Genomic DNA, 19,914 nt, shown 5'->3' with positions numbered 1-19,914 from the left:
ATAATGTACTGCACTAGTGTGTAATATACAAATGGAATTTTGTCATTTAAAATGATTTTTTTAGACAATTTTTACATAAGGCAGTAGTTCCTTTATTAGCCCAGATTATATTATCATTAGTGACTTTTTTACCACATATACTACAAATAATTGTATCATTTGAAGAAGATTTTTTTACTTTTGTGTTTTGGTTTTGATTAACAAGTCTTTTCTTATTTGAAGGTGGATCATAGTTTTTTGGTTCATCTTCTTCTTCTTTTTTGAGAATAGAATATTGGATTTTGAACTTGCTTTCAGCAAAAAGTTCAAGTTCGAATCTAGGATTATTTAAATCATAATATTCTTCAATAATTATTTTGGTTACTTGAGCATCATTTACTATAAGACCGCTTTTTTCGATGCCATCAAATATACTCTTTGTTATATTATTTGTATCAGGATGCCTTTTTTCGCTTTTATAGAATACCTTTAAAACCGCAATTACTGATTCACATATTAAAGTTTTGGGGTTTTGTGAGCGTGCTTCATAAGCTATAGTTTCTTCATAAATAGCATATCTATCATAATATTTACCAGAATTATAGGGTAATATAGCCCGTCCATTCATATTGGATAATTTAAAGTTTGATTTAGATATAGGTGAACCAGAAACAATTACTTTTGCATAAGAATTTTTCATAATTACTCCCTTTATTTTATATTTTGGTTTTGTAAATAAAGTTAATGTTTAAATTTATGTGATAAATACTCTATATATTATAACACAAACATATGTTCAAAAGATAGATACAAGATAATGAAGTGAGATTAAAAAAGTATATTTGTGATTGATTTGAAATTGTATATCTATATGATAAAATAGTATACGTAGAATTAGGTATCTTATTATATTTTTTATATAAAGGATATAATACAATAAGTTATGTTTTAAGACTTATATTTTTAGTATATAAAAAATATAGGTTCTTAACTTAAATATAAAGAGTTGGAGGAGAATTAAATGAGTAAAGACATTAAAATACTTGCAATAGAAAGTAGTTGTGATGAAACAGCAGCAGCAGTTGTTGTAAATGGAAGAAAAGTACTGTCAAATGTTATATCATCACAAATAGATATACATAAAAAGTTTGGAGGAGTTGTTCCTGAGATAGCATCAAGAAAACATATTGAAAATATAGCATTAGTTGTTAAGGATGCAATAGAGGAAGCAGGTATAGAACTTAATGATATTGATGCGGTAGGTGTTACATATGGTCCGGGACTTGTAGGAGCACTTCTTGTAGGACTTCAATATGCAAAAGGACTTGCATATTCAATAAATAAACCTCTTATAGGTGTAAATCACATAGAAGGACACATAAGTGCTAATTTTATACAATATCCAGATTTGAAACCACCATTTGCGTGTTTAGTAGTATCAGGGGGTCATACTTTTATAGTATATATGAAGGATTATGGTGAATTTGAAGTTTTAGGACAGACAAGGGATGATGCGGCAGGAGAAGCATTTGACAAGATTGCAAGAGCAATAGGACTTGGATATCCAGGAGGTCCTAAAATACAAGAAATGGCGAAAAGTGGAGATGAAAATGCAATTGAATTTCCTAGGGCTAAATTTCATGATAACTCTTTAGATTTTTCATTTAGTGGAGTAAAATCAGCAGTGCTAAATTATTTAAATACTATGAATATGCAGGAAAAAGAAATAAATAGAGCGGATGTTGCTGCATCATTTCAAAAAAATGTTGTTGATGTTTTAGTTGATAACACAATCAAAGCTTGTAAAATAAAAAAGATTAGTAGAATAGCTATTGCTGGTGGTGTGGCTTCCAATAGTTTTTTAAGAAAAAGAATGATAAAAAGTGGAAAAGAAAATGGAATAGAAATTTTATTTCCAGAACCAATACTATGTACAGATAATGCTGCAATGATTGGAAGTGCTGCATATTTTGAGTTTAAAAAAGGAAATATTGCACCGCTTGATTTAAATGCTATACCTAATTTAAAACTGGGAGAAAGATAAATTGTAAAAAAATGGTTGTATTTTTGGGAAGAATATACTACAATATAAATGTAATATATTTACATTTATGAAGAAACCGCATAAGTTAATATGAAAGGTGTGGGTTTTATGGTTTCAGAGGTATATACGAGAAATGCTAGTAAAGAAGGGAGAAGTCCCAAAAATAACAAACATAATATTAGTAAGTATATATATAAAAATATATTTTTTATTGTATCTTTAATAGTTTTTTCTGTTCTAGTAATTGGAATTGTCATTTTTTTAATAAGTGATAATGGAAGTAATGCTAAAATCTTTGGAAAAATGGGATTCGAATTTACACTATTAGGCATAATAATGGGTCTATTTATAGCTATATTTGGTTCCATATGGTATAAAAATAAAGTAAGAATATTGCAAGATAATGAACATATAAGAAGTTATTCTAGGATTATAAAAGCTGACATAGAAAGAACTAGTAGATTGTTCAAAAATAAGAGATTTAATTTTATAAAAATAAGTAGCGTTACTATATTGAAAAATTGGATTGAGGCTTTCAGTAGTATATCCTCTAAGCTTACATGTGATGAACTTCAACAATTATTTGATTATTATTGTCAAATAGATAAGTTACTTGATTATGAGGTTAGAATAAATAAACATCTTGAAGTTATGCAGTGCAGTGCTCTTAAAGATTATCCATATATGAAGGAATATAATGAACTTATAAAATCATTTACCATAGAAGTTAATATATTATTTAAAATGGATATAACATCACTTAAGACAAAGCTTAAAATGTTATGCAGCTGATTTCCTATAAAAAAGGGGAATTTTAATGTGTTTAGTATAATAAAGAATAAATTAAGAGATGAGAATTTTGTTGTAAATAATTTGGTTTTAATAGGTGTAATAACTGTTGCTTGTAATTTTGTAGGAAAGGTAAATTATGTGCTGTTATATTTCTTTATAGAAGTTATAATAGCTATGCTTGCATTAAATATATTTGTAAATGCAATTAGTAATTATAAATATACTAAAAATATACTAGTTTTAACAATTGGTATAGCATATATGTTTATGGCAATTTTCGATTTTAGTGCAAGCTTTAATGTATTATATAAAAAAGAAGACTTACAGTATGTTTATAAGATAATAGTGTTAGGAGTTTGTGTAGATGCTTTTTCCTTTCTATACTTAAGTACATGTTTAAGAAAAAAGATAAAATCAAAATATTCCGTTATATGTTATGGTATAGTTTCTGTCTTCTTAAGCTTAGTAACATATGATTATAAATTTTTTGATACATATTTAAAAGAAATCCATATGGTTAGATTTGTGCAAATAACAAAAATAGTTTGTGTTATTTGTTTTGTTATGTCATTTATTTTATTTTTATATAGAAAAAAGAGAATTATGGATAATGTTGTCTGTATATTTATGATAAGTTCTATTTTTAGAGCCATATCAATCGCTTTTGTAGAATATGGTGATTTTAACAATGTAATTCTATATGTAAATATAATTTTTAAAATATTAGCTGTATATATAATTCATAGAGAGATTATAATTAAATCAGTTTTAAATCCGTATAAAGATATATATTCTAAAATTAAAGAAGTTAATGAAGAGCTTAATAATAAGAATGTTCAGCTTGAGAAAGTAAATAAAAGACTTGCAAGAGAGAATGAGATAAAAGAATCTGTAAGTAAAATTTTATCAATAAATTCTAAAAGATATATGCAAATACTTCAAATAATGCCGGACTCTATACTTATTCATGAAAATGGTAAATGCACATTTGTAAATAATATGGCAAGAAAATTGTTAGAGGTCAAAGAGGTCAAGGATATTATTGGCAAAAATATAGAGGAGCTTGTGCATGATGATTATAAAAAGTTAATGGAATCAAGAATTAATAAAATTAAGGTTACAGGATTTCCTTGTGACTTTATTGAAGAGAAGGTTATAACATCTAGTGGAAAGGAAAAGTTTGTTGAAGCTGCAACAGCTACTTTTTCCCATGAGGAAGGGACCTTTTTAACTATATTTAGAGACTTAACGGAAAAGAAGAAAAATGAAGCTAATGAAAAAAAATTAAAAGAGACGCTCTACTATGATAAAGTAAGAAAAGAATTTTTTTCTAATTTATCACATGAATTGAGAACACCGCTTAATATATTAACGTCTTCAATGCAACTTATTAAATTAAATATGGAGAATGGTAATAAAGAAAGTTTAAAAAAATATCTTAAGGTAATGAATCAAAATGTATATAGGCTAACAAAAATCATTGATAATTTAATTGATATAACTAAAATAGATGCTGGTTATTTTAATATTGAACTTAAAAACGTAGAAATTGTGAGTGTAATAGAGGATATAACAATGTCGGTGATAGAATTTGTTAAAAGTAAAGGAATAGATATAGTATTTGATACAGATGTAGAAGAAAAGTTCATGGCAGTAGATCCAGACAAGATAGAGAGAATAATGTTAAATTTATTATCTAATGCTGTTAAATTTACTCCGCAAGGTGGTAAAATAAAAGTGAATGTTTATGATAATAAGGATAGTGTAGAGATAAGAGTTAAAGATAATGGAATTGGAATTCCTAAGGATATGAAAGATAGGATATTTCAAAGATTTATACAGGTTAATAAGACCTTAACTAGAGAAAAGGAAGGAAGCGGGATAGGGCTTTCTATTGTAAAATCTTTAGTGGAAATGCATGGCGGTAAAGTAAGAGTTGAGAGCAAGGTAAATCTTGGAAGTGAGTTTATAATTGATCTTCCTGCTATGCAAGTAGAAGATGATAATGAAAATATAATAGAAAATAATAAATTTAATCAAAAACAAAAAATAAATGTAGAATTTTCTGATCTTTAATAAAGAAGCTGTGGTTCTAAAAAAGTACCACAGCTTTTTAATATAAATAATATTTTCATGCTTTAATTTTTTTTATATTTATTGGAGTAGTTTTGTATGAAGGTTCTTTAGAGTAAGTGTCATATAAAGATGGTGTTAAATTATTACACTCTAAATAGTGTATAGGTGCATAAAGTTCATCATATTTAACATTATCAGTAATTTTAGCTTTAAAATCAGAAAAATTTCCGTTTATAGAATATACTCTAATTAGCTCATCTTCTTTAATATTATGCACTTTTGCTAATTTGGTATTAATATATATATGTGCTTCTTTGATAGCAAATTTATTAACAGTTGGTATTTCTCTTGTGCGAGTTTGAGTATGCCATTGTCCTGTACTGCCTCTACCTGTATTTAGTATGTAAGGAAATTCCTTTGTAGTTGGCAGGGGATTATCCTTTACCGACTCGAAGAGCATGTGAAGAAAAGTCTGTAAATAAAAATAATAAGGCTTTCTATGGTAAAATAAAATCATAGGAGGCCTTTTATTATGGCAAGAAAAAAAGATATTTATAAGGTAAAACCAATGAATGAAGGAAAAAGAAATATTATATCAGCTCTTATAGACGAGTATGATATTCAGTCAGCTGAGGATATTCAGGAAGCTTTAAAAGATCTATTAGGTGGAACTATTCAATCTATGCTTGAAGGTGAAATGGACGAGCATTTAGGCTATGAACCATATGAACGAGCCGAAACTACAAACTCAAGAAATGGGAAAAAACAAAAAAGAATTCGAAGCAAATATGGTGAGATGAATATAGATGTACCACAGGATAGAGAAAGTTCTTTTGAACCTAAAATAGTACAAAAACACCAGAAAGATATTTCTGGTATAGAAGAAAAAATTATTTCTATGTATGCTAAAGGATTAAGTACCAGACAAATTTCAGAACAAATTGAAGATATATATGGGTTTGAAGTTAGTGAAGGAATGGTTTCAAATATAACCAATAAACTTCTTCCTGAAATAGAAGCATGGCAACATAGACCTTTATCTACAGTATATCCAATTGTTTTCATTGATGCAGTTCATTTTTCCGTAAGGGAAAATAACGTTATACGTAAGCTTGCAGCTTACATTATTCTTGGTATAAATAATGAAGGCAGAAAAGAAGTACTTTCTATAAATATTGGAGAAAATGAAAGCAGTAAATATTGGCTTAGTGCTCTCAATGAATTAAAAAATAGAGGTGTTCAAGATATCCTTATCCTTTGTGCAGATGGTCTTACAGGGATAAAGGAATCTATATCAGTAGCTTTTCCAAATACTGAATATCAACGTTGTATAGTTCATCAAGTAAGAAATACATTAAAGTATGTTTCTGATAAAGATAAAAAAGAATTTGCAAAAGATTTAAAAACTATATATCATGCACCTTCTGAGGAAATTGCATATAAGCAATTAGAAGAAATCACTGGAAAATGGGAAAAACATTATCCTAACTCAATGAAAAGCTGGAAATCAAATTGGGATGCTATTAGCCCTATTTTTAAGTTCTCTGCTGATGTAAGAAAAGTTATTTATACTACAAATGCAATCGAAAGTCTCAACAGCACATATCGTAGATTAAATAGACAAAGAACTGTATTTCCAAGCGATACATCACTTTTAAAAGCTTTATACCTTGCTACTTTTGAAGCTACAAAAAAATGGCGTTTGCCACTAAGAAATTGGGGTAAAGTGTACGGTGAATTATCCATTATGTATGAAGGACGACTTACTGAATAAAAAGCTTAATATGCCAAAAACGCCTGTTTTTAAAGGCGTTCTTGACATACATATTTTTAGAATGTATATTTAAAACAAGATAGAAAGTCACTTTTGACAATCTTGTCTTTTAAAACTTACCATAGAAAGTTATTTTACAGAAAGAATTTTACACTCTCCAATTTTATATATTAATGTATCCAGCTTCAACTAATAAAGTATCTTTATCCAGTTTTAAAGCTTCAGCTAAATTAATTACGATATATGATTCTGGGTAGTTTTCTCCATTCTCAATTCTATAAATTGTACCGCTACTCAAAGAGCTTAAGGTCGCAAGTTCACGTTGAGAATAGCCTCTTAGTAGTCTTATTCTTTTTATGTATTCTCCGAAAGTTTCAGTTTCTAATTTTAAAAACTCATTAATCAATATTAGTACTCCTTTAAGAAAGATAAATTATAAATAAAATTTTTGTGGTTAATTAAAAAAATCTATGATGATATTCATCATAGAGAGAGTTGAGTTTACATTATAATTAATTCAAACCTTTATTACTTTTTCCTGTAACTTTTCCATTTTGAAATACGACACTAAGAACACTGCCATCATGATTAATCCATGCATAGGATTGTCCATGACTACTATCATAACGTTCTATAAAAAGTTCGCCTTGTCCTAAAATCTTTACTACATTATTATATGTCATACCAATTGTAATTTTATTAAAATCATTTTGAGTTACTTTTGCGTCCATGTTAGTATTTTTAAGACTATGTTGTTTTTGAAGTATTTTTCCGTTATGAAACTCTACCCAAATATTATTTTGCGTGTCATTTGACCATTCATAAGATTGTGAAGGATAATGTGCTCCAAGGTCTTTACCATTGCTTCCTAAAATAGATTTTACTTCATTGTAATTCATGCCATCTCTTATTTTCATAAATTGAGTTAAGGTGTACTTTTTAGTCTTAGATTGAGTATGATTTATTTTAGGTTTTTTGCTATTATTATTATTTGTATTTGGTTTAAATGTAAAATACAAAAATGAACATAAAATAATAAGTACAAAAAATAAAATTATAATTATTCTCTTTTTCATAATAGTAACCCCCTTTTTCTATATATTTCATTGAATATAATATATTTACAATATGATACCATATTAGATCTTTTATTTCAATGTATTTTTACTTGAACATAATATTTGATGTTTTTTACGTTGTTAAAATTATAAAATCAAGGGTTTACAATTTATGTGATTTATTCTTTTTATATGATGTAATATAGTTTATTAACAATAAAAAATCAAGAAAGATGGTGATGTGGTTAGTATGCAGGATTAAAATACACTAGATTACTTATAAAAATTATAAATGAAGGAGTGTTTTGTTAATGCAATTTTCAATTTATACAGGTGTAATGGGATTATCAGTATATGAAAGTCATGACAGTCATGTCGAGGTTGGAACTTTAAATTATGGTGAGAATTTTGTTGATATAGGTTATGATTATAATTATGGTACTTCAGGACATATTATTGATTTTAGGGGACATAATGGATGGGTAAGAGGCTACGCTGATATAAAAAAGGGAGTAGGAGAATATGATTTTGCTTATTGGCATGAAAGACCATTGTTTACTGGAGATAATAATAGCCTTATTTATACAATAACTGGTGACACTACATTGTATGCAGCTAACGGAGTTGCAGCAATAAACTTGCATGAAGGAAATCGAGTATATTGTGATGCTAATATTGGATGTGATGCAATGCCCGGTCATACAGATAGGCTAAGAGTATATGCATTTTTTACAAATGGTTTTTGTTATGCACCAAATAACATAGGGTATGTTGATACTGGAATAGCAGGAGCTGTTCGTGATGATAGACCTTTAGTTAGGGGAAATTGGTAAAAATAAATTTTATTATATTAATGTAACTTTTAGTATTAAAATAAAGTAGTTGTAATTAAAAAGATGATTTCTGTGTTAAGCAGAGATCATCTTTTTTAATTTTATATATAATGTGTGTGAATTGTAGAAGTTAAATTATGCTTAAAATATAATTAAATATTTGTTTTAGGCGAATAAATGTTTAATATAAAATTAAAAAACTAATTTTATCATATATTTAACTAAATAGGATTGCTAATATCCCTTTATTTGTCTTTTTATATATTAATAACAAAAAAGGGGGTATTAGGTTGGATAGTTTGAAAAATATAATTATACAATCAAAAAATGGAGATAAAGATTGTATGTTGCTGATGATACAAAAATTTATGCCTTTGATTAAAAAATACAGCAATAAGTTATCATATGATGATGCAAGAGAAGATTTGATAATAGGATTCATGGAAATTATAGGAGATATGCCTGTTGATAAAAGTATTAAGTTTGATGAGGAGAAATATATAGTTGGATATATAAACATTTCAATGAAGCATTTGTATGTAAAATTATTGAAAAAATTAATAAAGTTATCTGATAATGAAACTGGATTATACTTAAATACAATGTTAGAAAACGATAATGTAGATACATCAGAATTTATAAATAATCGAATCATACTTAAGGAGCTATTAAATAAAATTTCAGCATATCAACGATATATTATAATTAGCATATATTTTCTTGATTTATCAGAAGATCAAATAGCGAAAAATTTAAAAGTATCTAGACAAGCTATAAATAGGACGAAACTCAGAGCTTTAAAAAGTTTAAAGGAAATGTTATTAAATGATGGAGTTGATTTTATTGGAAAATAGTTTGTTGAAATTGGCAGCATCACAAGGTATTTGGGCAAGTCTTTCTATAGCTTTAATATTTTATATTATAAAAGCACAAGAAAAAAGGGATATAAGACAAGAACTAAGAGAAAAAAACTACGAAAAGATCATTTTTACACTTACAAAAGAATTTAAAACATTAGAAAATATAAAAAAAGATATTAATGAACTAAAAGAAAATATAAAAAAAATAATATAATGAGGTTTACATTGTAAGGAGAAATTTCTCTGTATTATATGTAAATAAAAAATTAGAAAAGAGGTAATATTTTATGGATCAAGCGGTTTTAGAAGTTCAAAAATGGTTAAATACGACTTACGGGGGCAATTCAAATTATAGTGCAATAAAAGAGGATGGTATAACAGGTGGTACAACTGTAGCAGCATTAATAAAAGCTCTTCAGATTGAAATTGGAATTTCATCGCCAGATGGAGTTTTTGGACCAGCTACAATGTCAGCATGTCCAATATTGTCAAGTACAAGTGGTACTAAAAATGAAGTATATATTCTTCACGGTGCTTTATATTGTAAGGGGTATAATGCAGGTAGTCTTAGTGGTGTATATGATAGTACTGTTATGTATGCTATTGAAAAATTCCAATCTGATGCTGGACTAACAAATCAAGATGGAATAACAACACCTATGATTTTTAAAGCAATATTAAATACAGATCCGTATGTACTAATTTCTGGAGGAGACTCAAATATCAGAACTATACAACAAAATCTTAATCGTGATTATAGTAGTATAATTGGTTTGATACCTTCTGATGGAGTATACTCAAGATCTACTAATGTAGCATTAATAAAGGCACTTCAACATGAAGAAGGTCTCTCAACTGATGGTTTTTGGGGAGATAATACAAAGAATGCATGTCCAACAATTCCAGGAAGTAGAGCTACAAAAAGATTCGTTTTATTGCTGCAGTATGCATTATATTGTAATGGATATAATCCAAATGGATTTGATGGATTATATGGTAATGGTGTTAAAAATGCGGTAGCAAATTTTCAATCTTTTGTAGGCTTATCAGCAGATGGTTATGCAGGACCTCAAACATGGGCATCACTTTTAGTAAGTTATGGAGATAAGAACAGAAAATGTTCAGTTTGCGATTGCTCAACAACAATAACATCTGAAAAAGCAGCAACACTCAAAGCAAATGGATATCAAATAGTTGGAAGATATCTTACTGGTAAATATGCAATGACATCATCAGAATTGCAAACCATTTTCTCAAGTGGTTTGAAACTACTACCAATATTTGAATATGGAGCTAATGCTCTTTACTTCTCATCAATGCAAGGATCAATTGATGCTAGTTTAGCTAGTGATGCAGCATTAAGACTTGGCTTTAATGATGGTACTACAATATATTTTGCTGTTGATTATGATGCGTTAGATACAGATATTACAAATTCTATTATTCCATATTTTCAGGCTATCAACTATACACTTTCCAACAATGGAACAAATTATTCAGTAGGAATTTATGGACCTCGAAATGTTTGTAGTCGTGTAGCTGCCGCTGGACTTTCTACTCATAGTTTTGTGTGCGATATGTCAAGTGGTTTTAGCGGAAATTTAGGTTTTAAAATTCCATCTGATTGGTCATTTGATCAAATAAATACTATTACAATTGGTAGTGGTGCAGGTCAGATATCAATTGATACAGATGTATATTCTGGAAGAGATACAGGGGTTAGTAGAGTTAATACTAATATACAGAGTGATTTAGTAGCGGCAGCAAATAATTCTGGGTTAGCTAAGTTTTTTGGAGTAACATTTGATATAGCAGGTGATCCAATAACATTAATAAATTCACCTGTTGTTAAAGCTGAATTAGAGTATTCACTTGGAAAAACCATGGGAAGTGATTCTAACAAAATAAAGTTTAAAAATGGAAAATTTGAAGAGGCTACATTCCAAACAGCATTTGAAACTATTTCAGCAGGGCTAGGATCAAATGGTGCAGTTGAATTGTCAACGTTATTAGCTAAAATAAATAACAATACTGAATTATCAATTGAAGCTGCTTGTACAAGAAATTCACTAACAATAACAATTGAAACAGAAACAGAAGCAGAAATAAGTACAGAAATAGGCACTAAACAGACAGTAAAAATAACAGAAGATTTGAATATTGAATTGTCATGGGATATAAGTGATACAGGTGCTTCAATAGTTCAAGCAGCTGAAAGTGCTTTAAGTGAAGTTAAGGCATTTTCAGAAGAACATCCAGTATTATTGCCTTTAATTGTGATAGGTATAGTAGCGTTAGTGATTATTACAGCAGAGGCTGATGCTGTAGCTGGTATTGTCACAGCCATTGTTACATCTGCTTTTGCAGTATTTGAAGAAGTAGGTGCAGCAATAAGTTGGGCAATAGCTTTCATTTATTACTCTACTAAATAACTGTAGTTAAGTATATTCTATTGATACTAAATATTCTATTGGTATTTAGTATCAATAGGATATTTATAACTTATCGCTAAATTGGTATTTTTAGTTAATGCGTTCAAAAATTTGTCTTTATCATTGTTGTCTTTAAATGAATTACTTGGAATTAGAAATTCGTCGTTAGATGCGGTTATAATAAAAATATAATTATCTATTAAACTGATTATTTTTATAGTTTGCCATTTGTAGTCTTTTTCAGAAAGATTAGTTTCTACGTGTAAGCCATTTTCAGTTAAAGTTATTTTAGTACTTTTAAAATAATCAGTATATTTAGTAGATAAAAAAACTTTATTTAATTTTTTTCTAAGTAAAAAAGATAGTCTTTTTTTTCTTGATAATGATAAAACAACACATAAGAGTATTAAAAGTGCAAATAAGTATAACTTTTGGAAAAGTATAGTTGTTAAAATTATAATAAGTGTTACTAGTATAAATTGTTTAGTCATTGCTTTTTTGTAAATTTTTGTTTCTCTAAAATGTGAAATATGAAAGTTTATCAATTCTTCTTTTGAAATTTGGTAATTTATTTCCATAGCAATTCTCCTTTCAAAATACATATAATAAATGTTATTTAGAATATAAAATTTTATATTTGTTTATATAATACTATACTATCAACCAAATACATATGTGTCAATAAATTCATTGATATGCTTATTATTGACACCACTCTTATTAAAGTATAAAATTAAATCAGAACGTATGTTTGAGGTAAAATAAGAGGGGTGCTGAAGATAATGTACAGGGAAGAATATTATAAATTTTCACATGAGTTTTTACCAAATTCTTTGTTTAAGTTTGGGGATGTAATTATAAAAAGAGTTTTAGAAGATAAAAAGGAATTTGTTAAAAGTTTAAAGGAATCATGGAAAAATATAGAGCTAGAAAAAAGTTTTATAAGAAGTGATTCTCCAAGTCTTGAAATTGATAATTTGAATATAAATAAGACTAAATCCCTTATTATAATAAAAGTACCAGAAGCAAAAGAAGAGAGAGAAGCTTTATATATAGGTATAGGATTTAATAAAGAAAATGATATTAGATATTTTACATATGAAATAGGAAAGGGATTACATTATGAGAATGTATATTTTCTATGTGAGTTGACAAGAGAATTGAAACATATAAATCATGGAATGTATTCTGATAATAATATTGAAAATTTTATTGATGAGATAAAAAGTTTACTTTAGATTAAATATAAGCTCCAACTAAAAATAGAAAGTTGGAGCTTATAATATTTTTCCCACACTTTTCCCACATAAGTTTTAAATAAGTATAAAAACCTGTAAAAGCTTATATGTTACAAAACCTTATATAAAGCCATTCTATAAAAGATATGAAAATTTATAAAAGTCATTGCATCGAATCTGAAGGTCGGGGGTTCGATTCCCTCTGGGTGCACCAAAATATAACTAAATAAAGGCATTACGTAAGGTTGATATTTATATCAGCCTTTTTTTATTTATATAATATAGATAAATCCTATGGCTTAAAAACATATTTTACTGGAGGAGCTTTTTAGAGTGATATAACTTTGGCTGATGCATTTAAACGCATCAGCCTTTTTTAGTAAGTGCAAATCAAATAATAGATAAAGAATGTTGAGTTGATGATAAATAAATTTATATATTTACTAATAATTATAAGCAATACTCTATAAGGCAAGGAATCATAATAAAAAAATGTGATATGTAAAAAATATATTTTTAATTTAAGCTATTTTCATATAATAGAGAATTTTACTTAATAAAGTAAATTATTATATCATTATAATTGGAAGATTTTTTTAAATGGTACATTTGAAATTATGACAGGGAGGGATAATTTTATGTCAAAGGGTAAGTTTTTTAAGTGTTTTTGTGCAACTACAATTGCAATGTTAATGACAGCAAGTTTGGGGTTCAAAAGTTCAGTTCATGCAGATACTACTACATCAGCTAAATTTAATCAATTAAATAACAATCAAATTGTTACATCAATGGGTGCTGGATGGAACTTAGGAAATCAATTAGAAGCTATCCTTAATCAGACACCAGGTGAAACTAATTGGGGAAATCCTGTAATAACAAAAGCTCTTATTCAAGAGGTAAAGAAAGCAGGTTTTAAAACTATTCGTATTCCTGTAGGTTATTTAAGCAAGATAGGGAGTGCACCAAACTATACTGTTGATCCAACATGGTTAGCTAGAATAAAAGAAGTAGTTGATTATGCCAATAGTGAAGGTTTGTATACCATAATTAATATGCATAGTGATGGTTATCATACAATTCCGGGAGCATGGCTATTTTGTGATTCTAGTGATCAAACAACTATTAGAGACAAATATCAAAAGGTTTGGAAGCAAATTGCAAGTACTTTTGAAAACTATGATGAACATGTTATTTTTGAGTCAATGAATGAAGAATTTGATGGAAACTATTCATCACCTAATAGAACATACTATAACAATATAAATGCTTATAATCAAATATTTGTTGATACAGTTAGACAGACAGGTGGGAATAATGCTTCAAGATGGCTTTTGATTCCTGGTTGGAATACTAATATTGACTATACAGCTGGAGATTATGGCTTTGAGCTTCCAACAGATAACTATAAATCAACTGATATTCCAAGTTCAGAAAAAAGAATTATGATATCAGTTCACTACTATTCACCTTGGGATTTCTGCGGAGATGAATCTAGTCTAATAACTCAGTGGGGAAAAGATGCTGCTGATAGTTCAAAGAAATCAACTTGGGGACAAGAAGATTATTTGGATTCACAATTTAAAGCTATGTATGATAAATTTGTTGCTCAAGGTTATCCTGTTGTAATTGGTGAATATTCTGCAACAGATAAATCAAACGTAGATCCTAATAATAATGTATACCGTGCAGCATTTGCAAAAGCAGTATGCACGGCAGCAAAAAAATATAGTTGTGTACCTGTGTACTGGGATAATGGAGCTAATGGAGTTCATGGATGTGGAATATTTGATAGAGCTAAATGTACTATAACCCAACAAGAGATTGTTGATGCCATAATGAGTGTTATGGGTACCGGTGTGCTATCAGGGGATGTAAATAATGATGGTGTAGTAAACGGAAGAGATGTTATGATATTAACTCAATATATAGCAGGTAAGAATGTAACTATAGATACAAAGGAAGCAGACCTAAATAAAGATGGAACTATAAATGGCAGAGATCTTATGCTTTTGAGACAATATATAGAGGGTAAAGTAGCTTTACAATAAGCATAATAATATGTGGTTTGGAAATTCCTAAATGGCTAAAAGCTGTCTAGGAATTTTTGTTACTGATGTAAAATGTAAGAGGATACTTGTATTAAAAAAAATGTAAAAATGTACAAAAAAATAATATAATATGGTATAATACAAAGTGGTGGTAAAATAAAAGTGGATATGAGGGGGAAATTAATAATGGATGAAACTTTAGAAGAGTTAATAAAAATATTGCCTTTATTTAAAGCTTATTTAGGGCAAGACATAGCAATAGCTATATCGGATAGGAATAACTATCTTGCAATTCTTCAAGGTGATAAGACTAAAATTCCATATAATATTGGCGACTCTATGGTAGAATTAGGACATAAGGAATTATTGGATGAAGTATTGAGGAAAAGAGCAGCTGTGGTTAAAGTTATTCCTAAAAAAATTGGAAAAATTACAGTTAAATCTGTAGTTAGCCCTATTATAGGTGATAATGGTAATGTTGTAGGATTTTGTAGTATAGTACAAAGTGTTGAAAAATTAAGTGAAATAGAAGGTGCATCAGAGGAACTTACAGCATCAATTGAAGAGACCAATGCATCTATACAAGAGATTGCAGCAGGTGCTAAAGAATTAGATGGTATGGTAGCTGCTATTGGAAGTAGTGCCACAGCAGCGGAACAAAGTGTACTTGAAGGAAAAAAGGCAATTGAATTAATTCAAGGAATTGCTGCTCAATCAAATTTACTTGGGTTAAATGCAGCAATAGAAGCTGCAAGAGCTGGAAATGATGGAAGAGGATTTTCTGTTGTTGCTGAAGAAATGAGAAAACTTGCGTCTCAGAGTAAAGAAACATCAGAAGAGGTATCTAGGGCTCTAATGAAAATTAATAAGACTGTCAGTGAAGTGCTTAAGGATGTTAAAGAGGTAAAGCAAATTTCTAATAGTCAGTATACCTCTACAAATGAAATATCTAAAACTATTGATATTATTGCGAATAGGGCTACGGATCTAGTTAAGCTTTCAAAAGAGGATTAAAATACATAAAGTTGGTAAGCTATTTATATAAAAAATTATTCTGAGATGATAATTTTTTATATAAGATAGCTTATTTTGTTTTTTGATATATATAATAGAAAAATAAAATAATATGTTATTAAAGTGAAAATTTATTTGAAATAATTTTGACGCTTATATATAATTAATCATATACAAATTTATTTTTAACAAGGGGGCAAAACAGTGGTTAAAAAATTTAAAAGAGTATTGGTGGCAAATAGAGGAGAAATAGCAATAAGAATTTTTAGAGCTTGCCACGAACTTGGTATAAGAACTGTTGCTATATATTCAGAAGAAGATAAATTGGCGTTATTTAGAACAAAGGCTGACGAATCTTATCTTATAGGACAAAATAAAGGTCCGGTAGATGCATATTTAAATATTGATGAAATCATTAATTTAGCGTTAAAAAAAGGGGTAGACGCTATACATCCAGGATATGGATTCTTATCTGAAAACTCAGAGTTCTCAAGGAGATGTGCTGAAGCAGGTATAGAATTTATAGGTCCAACTGGAGACATGATGGATAAACTTGGAGATAAAATAAACTCAAAGTTAGCAGCTAAAGAAGCAGGTGTAAAAACTATACCTGGAGTTGAAAAACCAATAGAGACAGAAGAAGAAGCCATAAAATTCGCTAAGAGCTGCGGATATCCTGTTATGGTTAAAGCAGCAGCAGGTGGCGGCGGAAGAGGCATGAGAATAGTTGAAAAAGAGGAAGATTTAATAGCTGCATGTAAAAGTGCGAAAAGTGAAGCTAAAAAAGCTTTTGGAATAGAGGATATATTTATAGAAAAGTATCTTGAAGGACCAAAGCATATTGAAGTTCAAATACTTGGAGATAAATATGGCAATATTGTTCATTTATATGAAAGAGATTGTTCAGTTCAAAGAAGACATCAAAAAGTTATAGAAATAACACCAGCTGTAGCTATTTCTGAAGAAAAGAGACTTGAAATTTGTGAAGATGCACTTAAAATTGCAAGATCAATAGGGTATAGAAATGCAGGAACATTGGAATTTTTACTAGATAAGCACGGAAATCATTACTTTATAGAAATGAACCCTAGAGTGCAGGTTGAACATACTATAACTGAAATGGTTACAGGTATAGATATAGTACAAAGTCAAATATTAATAGCAGAGGGATATAAGCTTAATTCGCCAGAGATTGGTATCAATAGTCAAGAAGATATACATGTAAACGGATGTGCCATACAATGTAGAATAACAACAGAGGATCCATCAAATAGCTTTGCACCGGATACTGGTAGAATTGATGTTTACAGAACAGGCTCTGGTTTTGGAATAAGACTTGATGGAGGAAATGGATTTACAGGTGCTGTAATAAGTCCGTATTTCGATAGCCTACTTGTTAAATCTACTTCATGGTCTAGAACCTTTGAGGATGCTATAAGAAAGGCAATACGTGCTATAAAGGAAACATATATATCGGGTGTAAAAACTAATGTAGATTTTCTTATAAATGTATTAAATCATGAAACGTTTAAAAAAGGATTATGTGATACAAATTTTATAGCAAATAATCCTGAACTTTTTGAAATAACACCTAGGATAGATACAGAGCTTAGAGTTCTTAAATTTTTGGGAGAAAAAATTGTAAATGAATCTCATGCTAGTAAGATTGAATTTGATGTTCCTACAGTACCTAAGTACGAAGTTAAGGAACCTTTAAGAGGAACTAAACAAATACTTGATGAAAAGGGACCTAAAGGACTTGTTGAATGGATAAAAGATCAAGATAAATTGCTTCTTACAGATACAACAATGAGAGATGCACATCAGTCGCTAATGGCAACTAGACTTAGAACAGTTGACATGGTTAAGATAGCAAGGGCTCAATCAGTACTAGCAAAGGATTTATTTTCAATGGAAATGTGGGGAGGAGCAACTTTTGATACTGCATATAGATTTTTGAAGGAATCCCCATGGGAGAGATTAGAGAGACTTAGAAAGAGAGTGCCTAATGTATTATTTCAAATGCTTTTAAGGGGAGCCAATGCAGTAGGATATAAAAATTATCCTGATAATGTTATAAAGGAATTTATAAAGCAGTCGAGTAATTCTGGAATAGATGTATTTAGAATATTTGACTCGTTGAACTGGTTAAAAGGAATGGAAGTTGCTATATATGAAGTGTTGAATCAAGGTAAGGTAGCAGAAGCTTGTATGTGTTATACAGGTGATATACTTGATACAAATAGAGATAAATATACCCTTAATTATTATGTGAATCTTGCAAAGGAAATAGAAAAATCAGGAGCACACATTCTTGGAATAAAGGATATGTCAGCGCTTCTTAAACCTTATGCGGCTCTTAAACTTATAAGGGCACTTAAAAATGAAATATCAATTCCTATTCATTTGCATACGCATGATACAACTGGAAATGGTGTAGCAACGGTATTAATGGCTGCACATGCAGGTGTTGATATAGCTGATACTGCATTTAACAGTATGTCTGGTTTAACAAGTCAGCCGGCACTTAATTCAGTGGTTGCGGCACTTAAGAATACAGACAGGGACACAAAAATGAGTATAGGTGATCTTCAAAAAATATCTGATTATTGGAGTGCAGTTAGACCTGTATATAATCAATTTGAATCTGGACTTAAGGCAGTCTCAGCTGAAATATATAAGTATGAAATACCAGGTGGACAGTATTCAAATTTAAAACCTCAAGTTGAAAGTTTTGGATTAGGACATAGATTTGAGCAAGTTAAAGAAATGTATAGAGAAGTAAACATTATGCTAGGAGATATAGTAAAGGTTACACCTTCTTCTAAAATGGTAGGAGATTTGGCTATATTTATGGTTCAAAATGAATTGACACCTAAAAATATTCTTGAAAAAGGTAAAAGTATGCCATTCCCTGATTCTGTAGTTTCGTATTTTAAGGGAATGATGGGTCAGCCTAAGGGTGGATTCCCAAAAGAGCTTCAAAGAATTGTTCTTAAAGATCAAGAAGCTATTACAGGTAGACCAGGAGAACTTTTACCAGATGAAGATTTTGAGAAAATAAGAATTCATCTTAAGGAAAAAGATAAAATTCAACCTACAGATAAAGACGTTATAAGTTATGCTTTATATCCTGATGTATTTGAGGGTTATTTAAAGTACAAGAATGAATACGGTGACTTAAGTAAGATAGGTAGTGATGTATTTTTCCATGGTCTTTCCGAGGGAGAAATATCTGAGCTTGAAATAGCAGAAGGAAAGACTTTAGTAGTTCAGCTTTTGCATGTGGGTAAAATTGATAAGTACGGAAATAGAACAGTAGTATTTGAAATAAACGGTAACAGGAGAGAAATTAAGATTAAAGATAAGATAAGCAGTGTTAAGGCTGAGGCAATTGAAGAAGTGGTTATGGCAGACGCTGACAATAAAAAAGAGGTAGGAGCAAGTATCCCTGGAAACGTAATTAAGGTATTTGTTAAACCTGGTGATAAAATAAAAAAAGGTGAAAGCTTCATGATAATAGAGGCCATGAAAATGGAAACCAACGTATCAGCTAGTGAGGATGGAACTATAAGTAGTGTTTTAGTTAAAGAAGGAGATCAAGTACAGTCTGGACAGCTGTTAGTTAGATTGGATTAAAATAATTAATATACAAAAAGCAATTAGTAACTAATTGCTTTTTGTATATATTGTAAAATTGCTTGATTTAAATCATAGATTATAATTGAAAAGTTTTAAGAATTTATTTTATGGGGGACTAATTTAT

17 protein-coding genes are annotated in these 19,914 nt (G+C 29.2%); 12 read left to right on the top strand and 5 right to left on the bottom strand.

Annotated elements, in window-relative coordinates:
- Positions 1–46: 46 nt before the first annotated feature.
- Complete coding sequence (locus CLFE_RS16955) at positions 47–679, bottom strand: RusA family crossover junction endodeoxyribonuclease (protein WP_077895429.1); 633 nt, start codon at positions 677–679, stop codon at positions 47–49.
- Between the two features lie 321 nt (positions 680–1,000).
- On the opposite strand from CLFE_RS16955, the gene tsaD reads away from it, so the two are divergent.
- The 3 genes from tsaD to CLFE_RS16940 all read left to right on the top strand — a co-directional run bounded on the left by tsaD (position 1,001) and on the right by CLFE_RS16940 (position 4,891).
- Positions 1,001–2,023 (top strand): tRNA (adenosine(37)-N6)-threonylcarbamoyltransferase complex transferase subunit TsaD, encoded by a 1,023-nt coding sequence (gene tsaD, locus CLFE_RS16950; RefSeq protein ID WP_077895430.1) that lies wholly within the window; start codon positions 1,001–1,003, stop codon positions 2,021–2,023.
- 90 nt (positions 2,024–2,113) lie between these two features.
- Positions 2,114–2,815 (top strand): hypothetical protein, encoded by a 702-nt coding sequence (locus tag CLFE_RS16945; RefSeq protein WP_250944651.1) that lies wholly within the window; start codon positions 2,114–2,116, stop codon positions 2,813–2,815.
- Positions 2,816–2,842: 27 nt separating this feature from the next.
- Positions 2,843–4,891 carry an MASE3 domain-containing sensor histidine kinase gene (locus tag CLFE_RS16940; protein ID WP_077895432.1) on the top strand — a complete coding sequence of 683 codons (2,049 nt, stop codon included), beginning with the start codon at positions 2,843–2,845 and terminating at the stop codon, positions 4,889–4,891.
- A gap of 55 nt (positions 4,892–4,946) precedes the next feature.
- Here the strand turns inward: CLFE_RS16940 and CLFE_RS16935 are convergent, their stop codons facing one another.
- Positions 4,947–5,351 (bottom strand): molybdopterin dinucleotide binding domain-containing protein, encoded by a 405-nt coding sequence (locus tag CLFE_RS16935; protein ID WP_250944649.1) that lies wholly within the window; start codon positions 5,349–5,351, stop codon positions 4,947–4,949.
- Between the two features lie 108 nt (positions 5,352–5,459).
- Between CLFE_RS16935 and CLFE_RS16930 the strand changes: the two genes are divergently transcribed.
- Entirely contained in the window at positions 5,460–6,665 is a 1,206-nt protein-coding gene (locus CLFE_RS16930; RefSeq protein WP_169851002.1) for an IS256 family transposase, read from the top strand.
- Between the two features lie 163 nt (positions 6,666–6,828).
- Here the strand turns inward: CLFE_RS16930 and CLFE_RS16925 are convergent, their stop codons facing one another.
- Both CLFE_RS16925 and CLFE_RS16920 read right to left on the bottom strand, forming a co-directional pair.
- Entirely contained in the window at positions 6,829–7,071 is a 243-nt protein-coding gene (locus CLFE_RS16925; RefSeq protein ID WP_077894820.1) for a helix-turn-helix domain-containing protein, read from the bottom strand.
- 106 nt (positions 7,072–7,177) lie between these two features.
- Positions 7,178–7,741, bottom strand: a complete 564-nt coding sequence (locus CLFE_RS16920; RefSeq protein ID WP_077894821.1) for a DUF3862 domain-containing protein — start codon at positions 7,739–7,741, stop codon at positions 7,178–7,180.
- A gap of 293 nt (positions 7,742–8,034) precedes the next feature.
- Between CLFE_RS16920 and CLFE_RS16915 the strand changes: the two genes are divergently transcribed.
- From CLFE_RS16915 to CLFE_RS16900, 4 genes are all read left to right on the top strand, one after another.
- Positions 8,035–8,556 (top strand): hypothetical protein, encoded by a 522-nt coding sequence (locus tag CLFE_RS16915; protein ID WP_077894822.1) that lies wholly within the window; start codon positions 8,035–8,037, stop codon positions 8,554–8,556.
- 290 nt (positions 8,557–8,846) lie between these two features.
- Positions 8,847–9,410, top strand: coding sequence for a sigma-70 family RNA polymerase sigma factor (locus tag CLFE_RS16910; protein ID WP_077894823.1), 564 nt, complete (start codon positions 8,847–8,849; stop codon positions 9,408–9,410).
- The gene (locus CLFE_RS16905) at positions 9,400–9,630 is read left to right on the top strand and encodes a BhlA/UviB family holin-like peptide (RefSeq protein ID WP_077851863.1); all 231 of its coding nucleotides are present in this window, start codon (positions 9,400–9,402) and stop codon (positions 9,628–9,630) included. The genes CLFE_RS16910 and CLFE_RS16905 overlap by 11 nt, the downstream gene beginning before the upstream one ends.
- A 73-nt stretch (positions 9,631–9,703) precedes the next feature.
- A complete protein-coding gene (locus CLFE_RS16900; protein WP_077894824.1) occupies positions 9,704–11,848 on the top strand; it encodes a glycoside hydrolase domain-containing protein in 2,145 nt (714 codons plus the stop codon).
- Between the two features lie 35 nt (positions 11,849–11,883).
- Here the strand turns inward: CLFE_RS16900 and CLFE_RS16895 are convergent, their stop codons facing one another.
- Complete coding sequence (locus CLFE_RS16895; RefSeq protein WP_169851007.1) at positions 11,884–12,426, bottom strand: YcxB family protein; 543 nt, start codon at positions 12,424–12,426, stop codon at positions 11,884–11,886.
- Between the two features lie 204 nt (positions 12,427–12,630).
- On the opposite strand from CLFE_RS16895, the gene CLFE_RS16890 reads away from it, so the two are divergent.
- The 4 genes from CLFE_RS16890 to CLFE_RS16875 all read left to right on the top strand — a co-directional run bounded on the left by CLFE_RS16890 (position 12,631) and on the right by CLFE_RS16875 (position 19,787).
- The gene (locus CLFE_RS16890) at positions 12,631–13,086 is read left to right on the top strand and encodes a hypothetical protein (protein WP_077894826.1); all 456 of its coding nucleotides are present in this window, start codon (positions 12,631–12,633) and stop codon (positions 13,084–13,086) included.
- Positions 13,087–13,724: 638 nt separating this feature from the next.
- Positions 13,725–15,134, top strand: a complete 1,410-nt coding sequence (locus CLFE_RS16885; RefSeq protein WP_077894827.1) for a cellulase family glycosylhydrolase — start codon at positions 13,725–13,727, stop codon at positions 15,132–15,134.
- A 186-nt stretch (positions 15,135–15,320) separates the two neighbouring features.
- The gene (locus CLFE_RS24305; RefSeq protein ID WP_284738943.1) at positions 15,321–16,148 is read left to right on the top strand and encodes a methyl-accepting chemotaxis protein; all 828 of its coding nucleotides are present in this window, start codon (positions 15,321–15,323) and stop codon (positions 16,146–16,148) included.
- Positions 16,149–16,352: 204 nt separating this feature from the next.
- Positions 16,353–19,787, top strand: a complete 3,435-nt coding sequence (locus CLFE_RS16875) for a pyruvate carboxylase (RefSeq protein WP_077833178.1) — start codon at positions 16,353–16,355, stop codon at positions 19,785–19,787.
- Positions 19,788–19,914 lie beyond the last annotated feature (127 nt).

The sequence above is a fragment of the Clostridium felsineum DSM 794 genome, assembly GCF_002006355.2.
GTDB lineage: Bacteria > Bacillota > Clostridia > Clostridiales > Clostridiaceae > Clostridium_S > Clostridium_S felsineum.
The sequence above is the reverse complement of the archived record's forward strand: the minus strand, read 5'-3'. Positions and strand labels throughout refer to the sequence as shown.

Bases quoted from the DNA above. Each gene is read 5' to 3' on its own strand.
- CLFE_RS16955 (WP_077895429.1), bottom strand. From the start codon at position 679: ATGAAAAATTCTTATGCAAAAGTAATTGTTTCTGGTTCACCTATATCT.
- tsaD (WP_077895430.1), top strand. From the start codon at position 1,001: ATGAGTAAAGACATTAAAATACTTGCAATAGAAAGTAGTTGTGATGAA.
- CLFE_RS16945 (WP_250944651.1), top strand. From the start codon at position 2,114: ATGAAAGGTGTGGGTTTTATGGTTTCAGAGGTATATACGAGAAATGCT.
- CLFE_RS16935 (WP_250944649.1), bottom strand. From the start codon at position 5,351: ATGCTCTTCGAGTCGGTAAAGGATAATCCCCTGCCAACTACAAAGGAA.
- CLFE_RS16930 (WP_169851002.1), top strand. From the start codon at position 5,460: ATGAATGAAGGAAAAAGAAATATTATATCAGCTCTTATAGACGAGTAT.
- CLFE_RS16920 (WP_077894821.1), bottom strand. From the start codon at position 7,741: ATGAAAAAGAGAATAATTATAATTTTATTTTTTGTACTTATTATTTTA.
- CLFE_RS16915 (WP_077894822.1), top strand. From the start codon at position 8,035: ATGCAATTTTCAATTTATACAGGTGTAATGGGATTATCAGTATATGAA.
- CLFE_RS16900 (WP_077894824.1), top strand. From the start codon at position 9,704: ATGGATCAAGCGGTTTTAGAAGTTCAAAAATGGTTAAATACGACTTAC.
- CLFE_RS16895 (WP_169851007.1), bottom strand. From the start codon at position 12,426: ATGGAAATAAATTACCAAATTTCAAAAGAAGAATTGATAAACTTTCAT.
- CLFE_RS16890 (WP_077894826.1), top strand. From the start codon at position 12,631: ATGTACAGGGAAGAATATTATAAATTTTCACATGAGTTTTTACCAAAT.
- CLFE_RS16885 (WP_077894827.1), top strand. From the start codon at position 13,725: ATGTCAAAGGGTAAGTTTTTTAAGTGTTTTTGTGCAACTACAATTGCA.
- CLFE_RS24305 (WP_284738943.1), top strand. From the start codon at position 15,321: ATGGATGAAACTTTAGAAGAGTTAATAAAAATATTGCCTTTATTTAAA.